We start from the raw sequence: 14318 nt of genomic DNA, 5'->3' as shown, positions 1-14318 counted from the left end.
GTATCGGCCAGATCCGCTAAACCGGTGGACGGAAGATCACCGCGTCGGCCAGCCTGACACCATGCCGATTTCCCCCTCCTCGCTCGCAGAGCTCCCCATCCGGCGCCTCACCGTGGACGACCTCCTCGCCTGCGCCGACCTCTCCGAGAACCGGGGCTGGCCCCGCGAGGAACACAAGTGGGGCCTCCTGCTCGCCGCGGGCACCGGCTACGGCATCGACGACCCCTCCGGAGCCGGGCTGATCACCTGCTCCGTGGTCACGTCGTACGGCCCCGGGCTCGCCGCGATCGGCATGGTGCTCGTCGCCGAGCAGTACGCACGTCAAGGCGTGGGACGCCGGCTCATGGAGCACGTCCTGGCGGAAGCCGGGGACACCCCGCTCACCCTGCACGCCACGCCGTACGGGCAGCCCCTCTACGAGCAGCTGGGCTTCACGGAGACGGGCCGCGCGGAGATGGTGTGCGGGCGCTTCACGTTCACCGCACCCGCCCCGGCCGTTCCCGTCCGCCCGGCGACAGCGGAGGACCTCCAGGCGATCCTGCGCCTGGACCACGAGGTCTTCGGCCTCGACCGCACCCATGTGATCACCCGGCTGCCCGCGTTCGCCGACCATCTCCGGGTCGCGGAGGAGGACGGCGAGATCACCGGCTTCGCGGCAGCCTGGCCCAACATGGACACCCATGTCGTCGGACCGCTGATCGCCCGGGACCCCGCCACGGCCCAGGCCCTGATCGCCTCCCTCGCGGCCGCCACCGACCGCCCTCTGCGCACGGACATCGACGTGCGGCACTCGGCCCTGCTGAGCTGGGTGAAGGAGAACGGCCTCGACCCGATCGCCTTCAACGCGGTGATGGTCCGCTCCCTCCCCGACCTCCCCGGTGACTGGCGCCGCCGCTTCGCTCCCCTGACCGTCGCGGCCGGGTAGCGCAGAGCGCGGTCCACCCGCCCCGGCCGGGCGGGGCTCGGCCCACCCGCCTTATGGCGGCGTGCGGTCCACTCCCCTCGATTTACTTGCACACGCGCATTATTGCGCCGCTTCGTCTACCCTGGATCGAGAACCACTCCGGTGCCGAGGAGAGACCGAGGAGAGACCATGACCGCGACGGACCCCGCACTCACCGCGCTCTCCCAGCGCTGGTGCGCCCTCTCCCTGCTGCACGGCAGGATCGAGTCGCACATCGAGCGCGCCCTGGAGACACGGCACGGTCTGAGCGTGCGGGAGTATTCGCTCCTCGACGTCCTCAGCCGCCAGCACAGCGGACCGGGCGGGCACCTCCAGATGAAGCAGGTCGCCGACGCGGTCGTCCTCAGCCAGAGCGCCACCACCCGGCTGGTCACCCGGCTCGAGGACCGGGGTCTGCTCACCCGGTACCTCTGCGCCACCGACCGGCGCGGCATCTACACCGATGTCACCGAGGCCGGCCAGAAGCTCCTGGCAGAGGCCCGCCCCACCAACGACAGCGCTCTGCGCGAGGCGCTCGACGAGGCCGCCGAGAACCCGGAGCTGGCCCCGCTGGTCCAGGTCGTGGAAGGCGTGGGCGTTCCCGCCTGAGGCACCGACCGCCCGACCCGCACGGCACGCCGTCAGCGATGCGCCGGCATCCCCCGGCGTACCCTGCGGGGCATGAGCGATCTTGAGATACGTCCCGCGACCGCGGAGGACCTCGAAGCCATCGTCGCGATGCTCGCCGACGACCCGCTGGGCGTGCAGCGCGAATCCCCGGACGACCTCGGCCCGTACCTCGTGGCCTTCGAGCTCCTGGCGAACGACCCCCAGCAGCACCTCGTCGTGGCCGTCCGCGAGGGCAAGGTCGTCGGCACCCTCCAGTTGACGATCATCCCTGGCCTCTCCCGCCGGGGCGCCACCCGCTCGATCATCGAGGGCGTCCGCATCCACGCCGAGGAGCGCGGCAGCGGCCTGGGCACCCTGCTCATCGAGTGGGCCGTCGAGGAGTCCGGGCGCCAGGGCTGCCGACTCGTCCAGCTGACCTCCGACGTCACCCGCACCGATGCCCACCGCTTCTACGAGCGGCTCGGCTTCGAGGCCTCCCACCTGGGCTTCAAGAAGAACCTCTGAGCCAGAGGAGCACTCCGTCGGCGTGCCGGGCCCGGCCCCGGCACGCCGATCGGGCTTGTTTCACGTGAAACACCGCAGAACGGCTCAGAGACCGCGCCAGCCCGCCTCGTCCACACCACCCGGCACCACGTCCGCCGGCGCGTACGGCTCCCGCGTGAAGACGAAGGAGCCGAGGTCGAGATGGCTCACACTGCCGTCGGCGCGCCGCACCGCCCGGAGCGTCTCCCCCTCGTAGTAGCCGTTCAGCCCGACCCAGCCACCCTCGGGGAGCGCCCGGAAGCGGGCCCGCCGCCCGGCTCCCCGCAGGGGTTCGAGCACCACACTCCGCTCGGGGCCGATCCGGAGCCCGTAGGCGTACGTGCCCCAGTACCAGGGACCCGTCAGGGCCAGCAGCTCCTCGTCGGCCTCGGCCTCCGGAAGCGGGCGCCAGGGCTCCGGGAACCTGGGTTCCGCCTCCGCCACGATCCGTACGAGATCGGCGGCCACGGCCCCCGTCAGCGGCCCCGAGGTGGCATTGGAGAGGGCGATCGCCGCCAGCCCGTCCTCCACGCTCACCCAGAGGGCGGCGACGAAACCGGGGAGCGATCCGGTGTGGCCGATCAGGGTCCGGCCGTCGTTGCGGACCAGCTGGAGACCGAGCCCGTACCCTCCCTCCCAGTCCCCCTCACCGGCCGCGGCCGCAGGGGCCCGCATCTCCGCCACGGAGGACGCGCCCAGCACCCGCTCGTCGCCTGCCGCGAGGAAGGCGGCGAAGCGGGCGAGATCCCCCGCCGTCGACCAGAGCTGCCCGGCCGGCGCCATCAGCCCGAGGTCCTCGGACGGTTCCGGCAGCATCACATCGGCCCAGGGGTGCACCGCCCAGCCGCCCGCGTGCGGGGCGACCGGATCGAGCGTCGTACGGCTCAGCCCGAGCGGCTCCAGGATCTCGCGCCGCAGCGCCTCCTCCCAGGAGGCTCCCCGCACGGCCTCGACCAGTGAACCGAGCAGCGTGTACCCGGGGTTGGAGTAGTGGTGGCGGCGCCCCGGCGTCTGGAGGAAGGGCTGCTCCCCCAGGACGTCGGAGAGCTCCGGCCGCAGCGCTGCAGCCGAGCGCTCCCACCACTGACCGGGCGTCTCGGCCGCGAGACCGCCACTGTGCCCGAGGAGCTGAGCGATCGTCACGTCCCCGACGCCCGTGCCCTTGAGGTGCCGCTCCAGCGGATCTTCGAGACCGAGGAGCCCCTCGTCCCGCAGCCGCATCACCAGCACTGCGGTGAACACCTTGGTGATCGACCCGATCCTGAACTGGGTGTCGGCGTCCGGCGCGTGCCCGTCCACGCAACTGCGCGAACCGCTCCACACCAGCGCTCCGTCGCGCACCACGGCCCCCACGAAGGAGGGCGCCCGCCCCTCGGACTGGGCGACCGCGACGCGATGCAGCAGAGCCCGCTCGGTACCGGGCAACAGGGATTCGAAAGTTGTCGTCATGGGCCCCATCCAACGTGATCTCCCCCACGACAGCCTCCGGATCGGCAGTGCGCCGTGGTGACGGTCTCCTCGATGCCGGTCAGGACGGCGAGCTGTTCCGGGGACAGCAGCGCGGCGAAGTACCCGCTGGACGGATGCCTGGTAGACCGGCGTCGCCGCGTCCTGCTCCAGATCGCGGGCGACGTCCGCGTCGATGAGCAGGGTCAGTGCGCGATACGCGTGCCAGGCGGCCGGCATCGTCGTTGCAGGTAGCGAAAAAGACGGGAAGGCACCCCATGCGAGGCACCGAGCACGTCATCCGGACCAACGGCGTCGAACAGAACGCGGAGACCTTCGGCGACCCCGCCGACACGCCCCTCCTCCTCATCCACGGCGCGGGCCACTCGATGCTCGCGTGGGACGAGGAGTTCGTCCGTCGCCTCGTCGCCGGCGACAGGTACGTGATCCGCTACGACAGCCGGGACGCGGGCCGCTCCACCGTGTTCCCCACGGGCGAGCCGCCGTACGACCTGCGCGACCTGGTCACCGATGCCGCCGGGCTGCTCGACGCGCTCCACCTGCCGTCCGCGGAGATCGTCGGCATGTCCCAGGGCGCCGCCGTCGCCCAGCTGCTCGCCCTCGACCACCCGGACCGGGTCGCCACGCTCGCCCTCGCGTCCTCCACCCCCGGAGGACCGGGACACGACCAGCCCGATCTGCCGCCGATCACCGAGGCCCTGCAGGCGGTCTTCGCCGAGGAAGCCCCGGTGCCCGACTGGAACGACCGGACCGCCGTCGTCGACTGGCTCGTCGAGGGCGAGCGCCCCTTCGCCGCTCGCTCACGCCCGTTCGACACCGACACCATGCGCGCCTGGGCGACGCGGGTCGTCGACCACGCGCGCGACATCGCCGCGCAGGTCACCAACCCCTTCCTGATCGACGCCGGAGCACCCTGGCGGGACCGCCTCGGTGCGATCACGGCTCCGACGCTCGTCCTCCACGGCACCGAGGACCCGCTGTTCCCCCTGGAGCACGGCCGCGCCCTCGCCGCCGAGATCCCCGGAGCGCGATTCCTCGCCATGGAGCGGACCGGCCACGAGGTGTTCCCCCGCGAGGTCTGGAACGAGGTCGTTCCCGCGCTCCTCGGGCGACGTCAGGTCTGAGCCATGTCCACGAAGCGGGAGTAGTGGCCCTGGAAGGCCACGGTGATCGTGGCCGTCGGGCCGTTACGGTGCTTGCCGACGATGATGTCGGCCTCGCCCGCTCGCGGTGACTCCTTCTCGTACGCGTCCTCGCGGTGCAGCAGGATGACCATGTCCGCGTCCTGCTCGATCGAGCCGGACTCACGCAGGTCGGAGACCATCGGCTTCTTGTCGGTTCGCTGCTCGGGGCCACGGTTCAGCTGGGAGAGCGCGATCACCGGCAGCTCCAGCTCCTTGGCGAGGAGCTTCAGGTTTCGCGACATGTCGGAGACCTCTTGCTGACGGCTCTCCTGCCGCTTCGAACCACCGGACTGCATCAGCTGCAGATAGTCGATGATGACGAGCTTGAGCCCGTTGCGCTGCTTGAGCCGGCGGCACTTCGCCCGGATCTCCATCATCGACAGGTTCGGGGAGTCGTCGATGAAGAGCGGGGCCTGGGAGACGTCCGGCATCCGGCGGGCGAGCCGGGTCCAGTCCTCGTCGGTCATCGTGCCGGAGCGCATGTGGTGCAGCGCGACCCGGGCCTCCGCCGAGAGCAGACGCATCGCGATCTCGTTGCGGCCCATTTCGAGGGAGAAGATGACGCTGGGCAGGTTGTGCTTGATGGACGCCGCCCGCGCGAAGTCCAGGGCGAGGGTCGACTTACCCATGGCGGGACGCGCCGCGATGATGATCATCTGACCGGGGTGCAGACCGTTGGTGAGCGAGTCCAGGTCGGTGAAGCCGGTGGGCACACCGGTCATCTCACCGCTGCGGGAGCCGATCGCCTCGATCTCGTCGAGGGCCCCCTCCATGATGTCGCCGAGCGGCAGATAGTCCTCGGTGGTCCGCTGCTCGGTGACCGCGTAGATCTCGGCCTGGGCCGAGTTCACGATCTCGTCGACGTCCCCGTCGGCCGCGTAGCCCATCTGCGTGATCTTGGTGCCGGCCTCGACGAGGCGGCGCAGGACGGCCCGCTCGTGGACGATCTCCGCGTAGTACGAGGCGTTGGCCGCCGTCGGTACCGACTGGACCAGGGTGTGCAGGTAGGAGGCACCGCCGACGCGGGTGATCTCGCCGCGCTTGGTGAGCTCGGCGCCGACCGTGATCGGGTCGGCCGGCTCGCCCTTGGCGTAGAGGTCGAGGATCGCCGCGTAGACGGTCTCGTGGGCGGGCTTGTAGAAGTCGTTGCCCTTGATGATCTCCACGACGTCCGCGATGGCGTCCTTGGAGAGCAGCATGCCGCCGAGGACGGACTGCTCGGCGTCGAGGTCCTGCGGGGGAACCCGCTCGAAACCGGAGAGCCCGCCGTCCCAGGGCCCGCCTTCGCCGCCCCGCTCGTGCTGGTCGTCCCGCCCGCGGCCGCGACCGCGCCCCTCGCCGCGGGTGCGGGTGGGCAGTCGGTCACTCGGTCCGCTGTCGGCCCAAGGGTCGTCCATGGGCTCGGGAACGCTCACCAAGCACCTCCTCCGTCCGCTCCGCGGACCTCGCCATGCCACTCTTTCTTACGCCACGGGCTTGATCAACGAGTGGCTTTGCGACCGCTTCTGGCGCGTCGGGCGCCGGACCACGGTAGGCCCGCGAGAGGCGTCAGCCAATCTGGTTATCCACAGGCCCTGTGGGTGAAGGGCCTCAGCCTGTGGAGAACTCGCCGGAACCTGTGCACGGACCGGGGGACAGCCATGTGGACAAACTCATAGACCCCCCAGCCTCACCGACCTGACCTGCACTTTTCCCATCCACCGACTGTGGGGGAGAAAAACTTTTCCCCCTGGACCAAGATCAGAACAAACGACCCACACCCGAAGCGCCTTGCCCTCGACAAGTAAGGATCACAGATGCATTGCATCTCTTACCTGTGGAAGATTAGATTGACCCCATGACCCAGGCCCCCGCGACGCCCAAGGCCGTCCGCCGACAGCACGACCGCGAGATCGTCTCCCTCGCCCTGCCGGCCTTCGGCGCTCTTGTCGCCGAGCCGCTCTTCCTCATGGTCGACAGCGCCATCGTCGGCCATCTCGGTACCCCCCAGCTCGCGGGTCTCGCGATCGCCGCCGCCCTGCTGTCCACCGCCGTCAGCGTCTTCGTCTTCCTGGCCTACGCCACCACGGCCGCCGTCTCCCGCCGGGTCGGCGCCGGGGACGTCCAGGCCGCGATCCGGCAGGGCATGGACGGCATCTGGCTCGCCCTCCTCCTCGGCGCCGCCGTCGTCGCACTGACCCTGCCCGCGGCGCCCTGGCTCATCGACCTCTTCGGGGCCTCCGACACCGCCGCACCCTACGCCGTCACGTACCTCAGGATCTCCAGCCTCGGCATCCCGGCCATGCTGGTGGTCCTGGCCGCGACCGGCGTCCTGCGCGGCCTCCAGGACACCCGTACACCGCTCTACGTGGCCATCGGCGGCTTCGCGGCCAACGGCGTGCTCAACGTCGGCCTTGTCTACGGTGCCGGTCTGGGGATCGCGGGCTCGGCCTGGGGCACCGTGATCGCGCAGTTCGGCATGGCCATCGCCTACCTCGTCGTGGTCGTACGGGGCGCCCGGCGCCACGGAGCCTCCCTCCGCCCCGACGCGGCCGGCATACGAGCCTCCGCACAGGCCGGAGTCCCGCTCCTCGTCCGTACGCTCTCGCTGCGCGCGGTCCTGATGATCGCCACGGCGGTCGCGGCCCGGATGGGCGATGCGGAGGTCGCGGCCCACCAGATCATCCTGTCCCTGTGGAGCCTGATGGCCTTCGCCCTCGACGCGATCGCGATCGCGGGCCAGGCCATCATCGGCCGCTATCTCGGCGCGAACGACGCCGAGGGCGCCCGTCAGGTCTGCCGCCGCATGGTCCAGTGGGGCGTGGTCTCCGGTGTGGTGCTCGGCGCGCTGCTCATCGTCGCCCGCCCCCTGTTCATCCCGCTCTTCACCGGCGACACAGTCGTCCAGGACACCCTGCTCCCAGCCCTGCTCGTGGTCGCGATCTCGCAGCCGGTCTCCGGGGTGGTCTTCGTTCTCGACGGCGTCCTGATGGGCGCGGGGGACGGCCCCTACCTGGCCTGGGCCATGCTGCTGACGCTCGCCGTCTTCGCCCCGGTGGCCCTGCTGGTCCCGGCGCTCGGCGGCGGTCTGACGGCGCTCTGGTGGGCGATGACGCTGATGATGTCCGTCCGGATGGCCACGCTCTGGTTCCGCTCCCGCTCGGGCCGCTGGATCGTCACCGGCGCCACGCGTTGAATGTTTCACGTGAAACGCCCTGTTTCACGTGAAACAGCGGAAGGGCCGCACCCCGAGGGGTGCGGCCCTTCCTCACTGCTCAGCGCAGAGCGCCGGCGGCAGCGTTACGCGGCGACGATCTCGACGCCGAGCTTCGCGGCAACGTCGGCGTGCAGGCGCACGGACACCTGGTGCGAGCCCAGGGTCTTGATCGGCGAACCGAGCTCGACGCGACGCTTGTCGACGTCGGGGCCACCCGCAGCCTTGATCGCCGAGGCGATGTCGGCCGGGGTCACGGAGCCGAAGAGACGGCCGGCGTCGCCGGAGCGAACGGCCAGGCGCACCTTCGTGCCCTCGAGCTTGGCCTTGATCTCGTTGGCCTGCTCGATGGTCGCGATCTCGTGGATCTTGCGGGCGCGGCGGATCTGCGCCACGTCCTGCTCGCCACCCTTGGTCCAGCGGATGGCGAAGCCACGCGGGACCAGGTAGTTGCGGGCGTAGCCGTCCTTGACGTCGACGACGTCGCCGGCGGTGCCGAGGCCGGAGACCTCGTGGGTCAGGATGATCTTCATTATTCGGTCACCCTTTCCTTATCGCGCGGTGGACGTGTAGGGCAGCAGCGCCATCTCACGGCTGTTCTTGACGGCCGTGGCGACGTCACGCTGGTGCTGCGTGCAGTTGCCGGTCACGCGGCGGGCACGGATCTTGCCGCGGTCGGAAATGAACTTCCGCAGCATGTTCGTGTCCTTGTAGTCCACGTACTGGGTCTTGTCCTTGCAGAACGCGCAGACCTTCTTCTTAGGCTTGCGCACAGGCGGCTTCGCCATGGTGTTTCTCCTGTGTGATCAAGAATGGGGGTACGAGCTGCTTCGAGGGCGTGCCCTAGAAGGGGGGCTCGTCCGAGTAGCCGCCGCCGGAGTTTCCACCCCAGCCGCCTCCGCCGCCCTGCTGCTGGCCGCTGCCGGAGGAGGAGGTACCGCCGCCGGTCGCCCACGGGTCGTCGGCGGGAGCACCGCCACCACCCTGCTGGCCACCGCCGGAGTTTCCACCCCAGCTGCCACCGCCGCCGGCCTGCTGGCCGCCGCCGCCCCCGCCGAAACCACCCTGGCCGCCTCGACCGGTGGTCTTGGTGACCTTGGCCGTGGCGTTCTTGAGGCTGGGGCCGACTTCCTCGACATCCAGCTCGTAGACCGTGCGCTTGACGCCCTCACGGTCCTCGTAGGACCGCTGCTTCAGCCGGCCCTGCACGACGACGCGCATGCCTCGCTGAAGCGACTCGGCGACGTTCTCCGCCGCCTGACGCCAGACCGAGCAGGTGAGGAAGAGGCTTTCGCCGTCCTTCCACTCATTGGTCTGACGGTCGAAGGTGCGGGGGGTGGACGCGATACGGAACTTCGCGACCGCCGCACCGGACGGGGTGAAGCGCAGCTCGGGGTCGTCGACAAGATTGCCGACGACCGTGATGACGGTCTCGCCTGCCATGGGGGAACCTCTCGGCGGGATTGCTTCTGGCTGCTTTGCTGCTACTCGGATCCGAAGACCACTGAGCTAGTCGCTCAGTGGGTCTCGGGACGGAGGACCTTGGTCCGGAGGACCGACTCGTTCAGGTTGAGCTGTCGGTCGAGCTCCTTGACGACCGCAGGCTCGGCCTGCAGGTCGATGACCGAGTAGATGCCCTCGGGCTTCTTCTTGATCTCGTAGGCGAGACGACGACGGCCCCAGGTGTCGACCTTCTCGACCTTTCCGTTGCCCTCACGGACGACAGAAAGGAAGTTCTCGATCAGCGGGGAGACAGCGCGCTCCTCGAGATCGGGGTCGAGGATGACCATCAGTTCGTAGTGACGCATGTGGAACCCACCTCCTTTGGACTCAGCGGCCACGGTCGTTCCGTGGCAGGAGGGTCGTGATGCGTAAGCAACGGTATCCGCCACCACTGACAGTCCCCCTCGGAGAACGAGGAGCACTGCCGGGATCCAGACAGACCAAGGCAGACACCGGTGCAGACCGTACAGAGTACCCGCTCATCGCCCTGCGGTTGAAATTCACCGGTGAGGGGACGCAATCTGTACACAACGGATGTCGGCGGCGCTACGATGCGCCGCCTTCCGGCAGCTACGCCAGGAGGTGCCCCATGGCACAGGCAATGCGACCCGACCCCGGCCACTCCCTCTTCGCCACCGACGGCAAACCGCACCCCATCCAGGACGCCCTGGTCGGAGTGACACTGCTCCTCGGCGTCCTCGCCTTCGTCACGGCGCAGTTCCACAGCCTGCACCTGCTGAGCTCCTGGTCGGGCCTGATCGGCATCCTGACCGGTGCCTACGGACAGTTCATCTCCGTGACGACACGCGAGCGCTTCCTGCTGATCCTCGGACTCGGCGCCTCGGCGTTCGGCTTCTACCTCGGCATGGCGCACGGCGGGCTCTTCGGCGGCGTCATCAGCTGAGCCCAGCGGCACGTCAGGGCGTACACGCCCATCCGGGGCGCTCCCCGGTCACAGTAGGCTTCGGCGCGAGAGCCGGAGCCCCTGACCGATGGGGACACACCTGCCGAGGAGCGCCCCGCATGAGCCTGACCCTGAGGACCATCAGCCGTGAGCAGCATCTGGCGTACATCCAGAGCCAGCCCGCGGCGAGCCACTGCCAGGTCCCGGCGTGGGCTGATGTGAAGACCGAGTGGCGCTCGGAGAACCTCGGCTGGTTCGACAAGAGCGGCGAGCTCGTCGGCGTCGGCCTGGTGCTCTACCGCCAGCTCCCGAAGATCAAGCGCTACCTGGCCTATCTGCCCGAGGGCCCGGTCATCAACTGGCACGCGCCCAACCTCGACGACTGGCTGACGCCGATGCTGGCGCACCTCAAGCAGCAGGGCGCCTTCTCGGTGAAGATGGGCCCGCCGGTCGTCATCCGGCGCTGGGACTCGGCCGCCATCAAGTCCGGCATCCAGGACCCGGACGTCAAGCGCCTCAAGGACGTCGAGGCCACCCACATCGAGCCGCGTGCCTTCGAAGTCGCGGACCGGCTGCGGAAGATGGGCTGGCAGCAGGCAGAGGACGGCGGCGCCGGCTTCGGCGACGTGCAGCCCCGCTACGTCTTCCAGGTCCCGCTCGCGAACCGCTCGCTCGACGATGTCCTCAAGGGCTTCAACCAGCTGTGGCGCCGCAACATCAAGAAGGCCGAGAAGGCCGGTGTCGAGGTCGTCCAGGGCGGCTACGAGGACCTGGCCGAGTGGCAGCGGCTGTACGAGATCACAGCCGTCCGTGACCACTTCCGGCCGCGCCCGCTCTCGTACTTCCAGCGCATGTGGACCGTCCTCAACAGCGAGGACCCCAACCGCATGCGGCTCTACTTCGCCCGCCACGACGGCGTGAACCTCTCCGCGGCGACGATGCTCGTCGTCGGCGGCCACGTCTGGTACTCCTACGGCGCCTCCGACAACATCGGCCGTGAGGTCCGGCCCTCGAACGCGATGCAGTGGCGCATGCTGCGCGACGCCTACGCGATGGGCGCGACCGTCTACGACCTGCGGGGCATCTCGGACTCGCTCGACGAGACCGACCACCTCTTCGGGCTCATCCAGTTCAAGGTGGGCACGGGCGGCGAGGCCGTCGAGTACGTCGGCGAGTGGGACTTCCCGCTGAACAAGCTGCTGCACAAGGCACTCGACATCTACATGTCGCGCCGCTGACCCGTGCCGTGCCGCTGACGTTTCCGTAGTCTCGTACATACCTTTGATACACCGCTGCCATCAGAAAGGTTCCGGGCCGGCCATGGCGCTCTCCCTCTACGTCGACACCGCTCGCTGGCGCGCGCACCAGAAGACCGTCATCGATCAGTTCCCCGGTGTCATCCCGGTCTGCAAGGGCAACGGTTACGGCTTCGGCCACGAACGCCTCGCGGACGAGGCGGCCCGGTTCGGCGCCGACATGCTCGCCGTGGGCACCACGTACGAGGCCGCGCGGATCAAGGACTGGTTCAGCGGCGACCTGCTGGTCCTCACCCCCTTCCGCCGGGGTGAAGAACCGGTTCCGCTGCCCGACCGGGTGATCCGTTCCGTGTCGTCCGTGGACGGCGTCCACGCCCTGGTGGGGGCCCGGGTCGTCATCGAGTGCATGAGCTCGATGAAGCGGCACGGCGTCCGTGAGGAGGAGCTCCAGCAGCTCCACTCCGCCATCGAGGACGTACGCCTGGAGGGCTTCGCGCTCCACCTCCCGCTGGACCGCCCGGACGGCACCGACGCCGTCGAGGAGGTCATCGGCTGGATGGACCGGCTGCGGGCCGCCCGGCTTCCGCTGCACACCATGTTCGTCAGCCATCTGCGCGCCGCGGAACAGGCACGGCTCCAGCAGCAGTTCCCGCAGACCCGCTTCCGCGCCCGCATCGGCACCCGGCTCTGGCTGGGCGACCACGAGGCCACGGAGTACCGGGGCGCGGTCCTCGACGTGACCCGGGTCTCCAAGGGCGACCGGTTCGGCTACCGCCAGCAGAAGGCCGCGTCGGACGGCTGGCTGGTGGTCGTCGCCGGCGGTACCTCGCACGGTGTGGGCCTGGAGGCCCCCAAGGCCATGCACGGCGTCATGCCGCGCGCCAAGGGCGTCGCACGGGCCGGTCTCGCCACCGTCAACCGGAACCTTTCGCCCTTCGTCTGGGCCGGGAAGCAGCGCTGGTTCGCCGAGCCGCCGCACATGCAGGTGTCGATCCTGTTCGTGCCGGCCGACGCCCAGGAGCCGCGGGTCGGCGACGAGCTGGTGGCCCATCTGCGCCACACCACGACGCAGTTCGACCGGCTCGTCGAGCGCTGAGCCGGCCGGTCGCCCCGCACCCCCGGGAGCTCAGCTCCTGGGGGTTCCCCATTCCACCAGCAGCGCGTCCTCGGCGACCGGGGCCGCGTGCCGGGCGGGATGGGCGGCCCTGCCCGCCACGAAGACGTCCTCCGCGCCGTCCAGGACGCCTCCGGAGGGGTCGTCCGCGCCGTCCTGCCGGACCGGGTCCTTCTCGGGCGTGAGGATGTCGCGTACGACCATCACGCACAGGTACAGGGTGCCGAGCAGGTGCAGCACGATCGCGAACTGGTAGCCGTCCACCGGCAGGCCCTGCTTGTTGCCGCTGGTCGTGAACGCCAGGTACATCCAGACGCCGACGAAGTACATGACCTCGCACGCCTGCCAGATCAGGAAGTCGCGCCAGCGCGGCCGGGCGAGCGCCGCCAGCGGCACCAGCCACAGCACGTACTGCGGTGAGTAGACCTTGTTGGTCAGGACGAACGCGGCGACGATCAGGAACGCCAGCTGGACGAAGCGGGGCCTGCGGGGCGCCGTGAACGCCAGGTAGGCGAGCCCGCCGAGCGCCGCCAGCATCAGCAGCAGCGCGTACAGGTTGGCCTGGCCCGGCGTTATCGCGTCGCCCGTCCGCTGGCTGACCAGCAGCCAGATCGAACCGAAGTCGACGTTCCGGTCCCGGCTGAAGAGGTAGAACTGCTTCCAGCCCTCGGGTGCGAGCAGCATCACGGGCAGGTTCACCACCAGCCACGCGCCGCCCGCGGCCAGCACCGCCGTCCCGTACTCCCGCCACTTCCCGGCCCGCCAGCAGAGCAGCAGCAGCGGGCAGAGGAGCAGTATCGGGTAGAACTTGGCGGCGGTGGCCAGGCCGAGCAGGATGCCGAAGGCCAGCGGCCGTTCGCGCGACCACATCAGGATGGCGGCGGCCGTCAGCGCGACGGCCAGTATGTCCCAGTTGATCGTCGCGGTCAGCGCGATCGAGGGCGCCAGGGCGACGAGCAGTCCGTCCCAGGGCCGCAGCCGGTGCGTCCGGGCCACACAGACCGCCAGGACGGCCGCACAGACCATCAGAAGACCCGCGTTGGCCAGCCAGTACGACTGCTCGCGCTGCATCGTGTCGCCGCCGCCCGGCGTCAGCCAGGCCGCGACCTCCATGAAGAGCCCGGTCAGGACCGGGTACTCGAGGAACGGTATGTCGCCGCCCAGCCGGTCGAAGTAGGGCACCAGGCCCTCGGCGAAGCCCCGCCCCGTGAAGAGGTGCGGGATGTCCGAGTAGCAGGCGTGGGTGTACTGGGAGGTCGTGCCCCGGAACCAGGCCCAGTTGTAGCAGGGCAGCTTCTGCACCATGCCGAGGGCGAACATGCCGATGGCCACGAGGGCGATCACCCGCACCGGCGTGAACTGGCCGGTGCCGGTCTTCGCCCGGCGGCCGTAGGGGCCGCCGATCAGTTCGCTGCCCGCGGCGGCCACCTTGTCCCGGTGGGTGGGGATGACCGTCTGCGAGCGGCCCTGGGGCCGGTCCTGCGGCGCGCTCGTCTTCTGGAGGCTCGGCATGGGGGACATCCTGCCGTACGGCTCCGGGAAAACGGCGAGGGCCGCCGCGGCCGGCCCGTACGGGAAGGTACGGATCGGACGCGGCGGCCC

15 protein-coding genes are annotated in these 14318 nt (G+C 69.9%); 8 read left to right on the top strand and 7 right to left on the bottom strand.

What is annotated here, in order from left to right:
- Nucleotides 1-61 precede the first annotated feature (61 nt).
- The 3 genes from E0F75_RS09195 to E0F75_RS09185 all read left to right on the top strand — a co-directional run bounded on the left by E0F75_RS09195 (nucleotide 62) and on the right by E0F75_RS09185 (nucleotide 2077).
- Nucleotides 62-925 (top strand): GNAT family N-acetyltransferase, encoded by an 864-nt coding sequence (locus tag E0F75_RS09195; RefSeq protein ID WP_187621986.1) that lies wholly within the window; start codon nucleotides 62-64, stop codon nucleotides 923-925.
- A 168-nt stretch (nucleotides 926-1093) separates the two neighbouring features.
- A complete protein-coding gene (locus tag E0F75_RS09190) occupies nucleotides 1094-1552 on the top strand; it encodes a MarR family winged helix-turn-helix transcriptional regulator (RefSeq protein ID WP_187621985.1) in 459 nt (152 codons plus the stop codon).
- 72 nt (nucleotides 1553-1624) lie between these two features.
- A complete protein-coding gene (locus E0F75_RS09185; protein WP_187621984.1) occupies nucleotides 1625-2077 on the top strand; it encodes a GNAT family N-acetyltransferase in 453 nt (150 codons plus the stop codon).
- Nucleotides 2078-2161: 84 nt separating this feature from the next.
- On the opposite strand, the gene E0F75_RS09180 is transcribed toward E0F75_RS09185, so the two are convergent.
- Nucleotides 2162-3544 carry a serine hydrolase gene (locus E0F75_RS09180; protein ID WP_187621983.1) on the bottom strand — a complete coding sequence of 461 codons (1383 nt, stop codon included), beginning with the start codon at nucleotides 3542-3544 and terminating at the stop codon, nucleotides 2162-2164.
- Between the two features lie 275 nt (nucleotides 3545-3819).
- On the opposite strand from E0F75_RS09180, the gene E0F75_RS09175 reads away from it, so the two are divergent.
- Nucleotides 3820-4686 (top strand): alpha/beta fold hydrolase, encoded by an 867-nt coding sequence (locus E0F75_RS09175; RefSeq protein ID WP_187621982.1) that lies wholly within the window; start codon nucleotides 3820-3822, stop codon nucleotides 4684-4686.
- Here E0F75_RS09175 and dnaB read toward each other — a convergent pair.
- Nucleotides 4677-6161, bottom strand: coding sequence for a replicative DNA helicase (gene dnaB, locus E0F75_RS09170; protein ID WP_187621981.1), 1485 nt, complete (start codon nucleotides 6159-6161; stop codon nucleotides 4677-4679). The genes E0F75_RS09175 and dnaB overlap by 10 nt on opposite strands.
- A gap of 422 nt (nucleotides 6162-6583) precedes the next feature.
- On the opposite strand from dnaB, the gene E0F75_RS09165 reads away from it, so the two are divergent.
- Nucleotides 6584-7921 (top strand): MATE family efflux transporter, encoded by a 1338-nt coding sequence (locus tag E0F75_RS09165; protein ID WP_187621980.1) that lies wholly within the window; start codon nucleotides 6584-6586, stop codon nucleotides 7919-7921.
- 104 nt (nucleotides 7922-8025) lie between these two features.
- Here E0F75_RS09165 and rplI read toward each other — a convergent pair whose 3' ends face one another.
- The 4 genes from rplI to rpsF all read right to left on the bottom strand — a co-directional run bounded on the left by rplI (nucleotide 8026) and on the right by rpsF (nucleotide 9747).
- Nucleotides 8026-8472 (bottom strand): 50S ribosomal protein L9, encoded by a 447-nt coding sequence (rplI, locus tag E0F75_RS09160; RefSeq protein ID WP_030317964.1) that lies wholly within the window; start codon nucleotides 8470-8472, stop codon nucleotides 8026-8028.
- 18 nt (nucleotides 8473-8490) lie between these two features.
- Nucleotides 8491-8727 (bottom strand): 30S ribosomal protein S18, encoded by a 237-nt coding sequence (gene rpsR, locus E0F75_RS09155; protein ID WP_003967857.1) that lies wholly within the window; start codon nucleotides 8725-8727, stop codon nucleotides 8491-8493.
- Nucleotides 8728-8782: 55 nt separating this feature from the next.
- Entirely contained in the window at nucleotides 8783-9382 is a 600-nt protein-coding gene (locus E0F75_RS09150) for a single-stranded DNA-binding protein (RefSeq protein WP_187621979.1), read from the bottom strand.
- Nucleotides 9383-9456: 74 nt separating this feature from the next.
- Entirely contained in the window at nucleotides 9457-9747 is a 291-nt protein-coding gene (gene rpsF / locus E0F75_RS09145; protein WP_187621978.1) for a 30S ribosomal protein S6, read from the bottom strand.
- A gap of 284 nt (nucleotides 9748-10031) precedes the next feature.
- Between rpsF and E0F75_RS09140 the strand changes: the two genes are divergently transcribed.
- The 3 genes from E0F75_RS09140 (at nucleotide 10032) to E0F75_RS09130 (ending at nucleotide 12698) form a co-directional block, all read left to right on the top strand.
- Nucleotides 10032-10346, top strand: a complete 315-nt coding sequence (locus tag E0F75_RS09140) for a hypothetical protein (protein ID WP_187621977.1) — start codon at nucleotides 10032-10034, stop codon at nucleotides 10344-10346.
- A 119-nt stretch (nucleotides 10347-10465) separates the two neighbouring features.
- Entirely contained in the window at nucleotides 10466-11584 is a 1119-nt protein-coding gene (locus tag E0F75_RS09135) for a peptidoglycan bridge formation glycyltransferase FemA/FemB family protein (RefSeq protein ID WP_187621976.1), read from the top strand.
- A gap of 82 nt (nucleotides 11585-11666) precedes the next feature.
- On the top strand, nucleotides 11667-12698 hold the full coding sequence (locus tag E0F75_RS09130; protein ID WP_187621975.1) for an alanine racemase: 1032 nt from the start codon (nucleotides 11667-11669) through the stop codon (nucleotides 12696-12698).
- Nucleotides 12699-12728: 30 nt separating this feature from the next.
- Here E0F75_RS09130 and E0F75_RS09125 read toward each other — a convergent pair whose 3' ends face one another.
- Entirely contained in the window at nucleotides 12729-14228 is a 1500-nt protein-coding gene (locus tag E0F75_RS09125; protein WP_187621974.1) for a glycosyltransferase family 87 protein, read from the bottom strand.
- Between the last annotated feature and the right edge of the window lie 90 nt (nucleotides 14229-14318).

Source organism: Streptomyces sp. CB02980 (assembly GCF_014451325.2).
Lineage (GTDB): Bacteria > Actinomycetota > Actinomycetes > Streptomycetales > Streptomycetaceae > Streptomyces.
Note: the sequence above shows the minus strand (reverse complement) of the source record. Positions and strands in the feature narration are given on the sequence as shown.

Excerpts from the sequence above, each read along its gene's own strand:
- E0F75_RS09195 (WP_187621986.1), top strand. The coding sequence starts at position 62 with ATGCCGATTTCCCCCTCCTCGCTCGCAGAGCTCCCCATCCGGCGCCTC.
- E0F75_RS09190 (WP_187621985.1), top strand. The coding sequence starts at position 1,094 with ATGACCGCGACGGACCCCGCACTCACCGCGCTCTCCCAGCGCTGGTGC.
- E0F75_RS09185 (WP_187621984.1), top strand. The coding sequence starts at position 1,625 with ATGAGCGATCTTGAGATACGTCCCGCGACCGCGGAGGACCTCGAAGCC.
- E0F75_RS09180 (WP_187621983.1), bottom strand. The coding sequence starts at position 3,544 with ATGACGACAACTTTCGAATCCCTGTTGCCCGGTACCGAGCGGGCTCTG.
- E0F75_RS09175 (WP_187621982.1), top strand. The coding sequence starts at position 3,820 with ATGCGAGGCACCGAGCACGTCATCCGGACCAACGGCGTCGAACAGAAC.
- E0F75_RS09165 (WP_187621980.1), top strand. The coding sequence starts at position 6,584 with ATGACCCAGGCCCCCGCGACGCCCAAGGCCGTCCGCCGACAGCACGAC.
- rplI (WP_030317964.1), bottom strand. The coding sequence starts at position 8,472 with ATGAAGATCATCCTGACCCACGAGGTCTCCGGCCTCGGCACCGCCGGC.
- rpsR (WP_003967857.1), bottom strand. The coding sequence starts at position 8,727 with ATGGCGAAGCCGCCTGTGCGCAAGCCTAAGAAGAAGGTCTGCGCGTTC.
- E0F75_RS09150 (WP_187621979.1), bottom strand. The coding sequence starts at position 9,382 with ATGGCAGGCGAGACCGTCATCACGGTCGTCGGCAATCTTGTCGACGAC.
- rpsF (WP_187621978.1), bottom strand. The coding sequence starts at position 9,747 with ATGCGTCACTACGAACTGATGGTCATCCTCGACCCCGATCTCGAGGAG.
- E0F75_RS09140 (WP_187621977.1), top strand. The coding sequence starts at position 10,032 with ATGGCACAGGCAATGCGACCCGACCCCGGCCACTCCCTCTTCGCCACC.
- E0F75_RS09135 (WP_187621976.1), top strand. The coding sequence starts at position 10,466 with ATGAGCCTGACCCTGAGGACCATCAGCCGTGAGCAGCATCTGGCGTAC.
- E0F75_RS09130 (WP_187621975.1), top strand. The coding sequence starts at position 11,667 with ATGGCGCTCTCCCTCTACGTCGACACCGCTCGCTGGCGCGCGCACCAG.
- E0F75_RS09125 (WP_187621974.1), bottom strand. The coding sequence starts at position 14,228 with ATGCCGAGCCTCCAGAAGACGAGCGCGCCGCAGGACCGGCCCCAGGGC.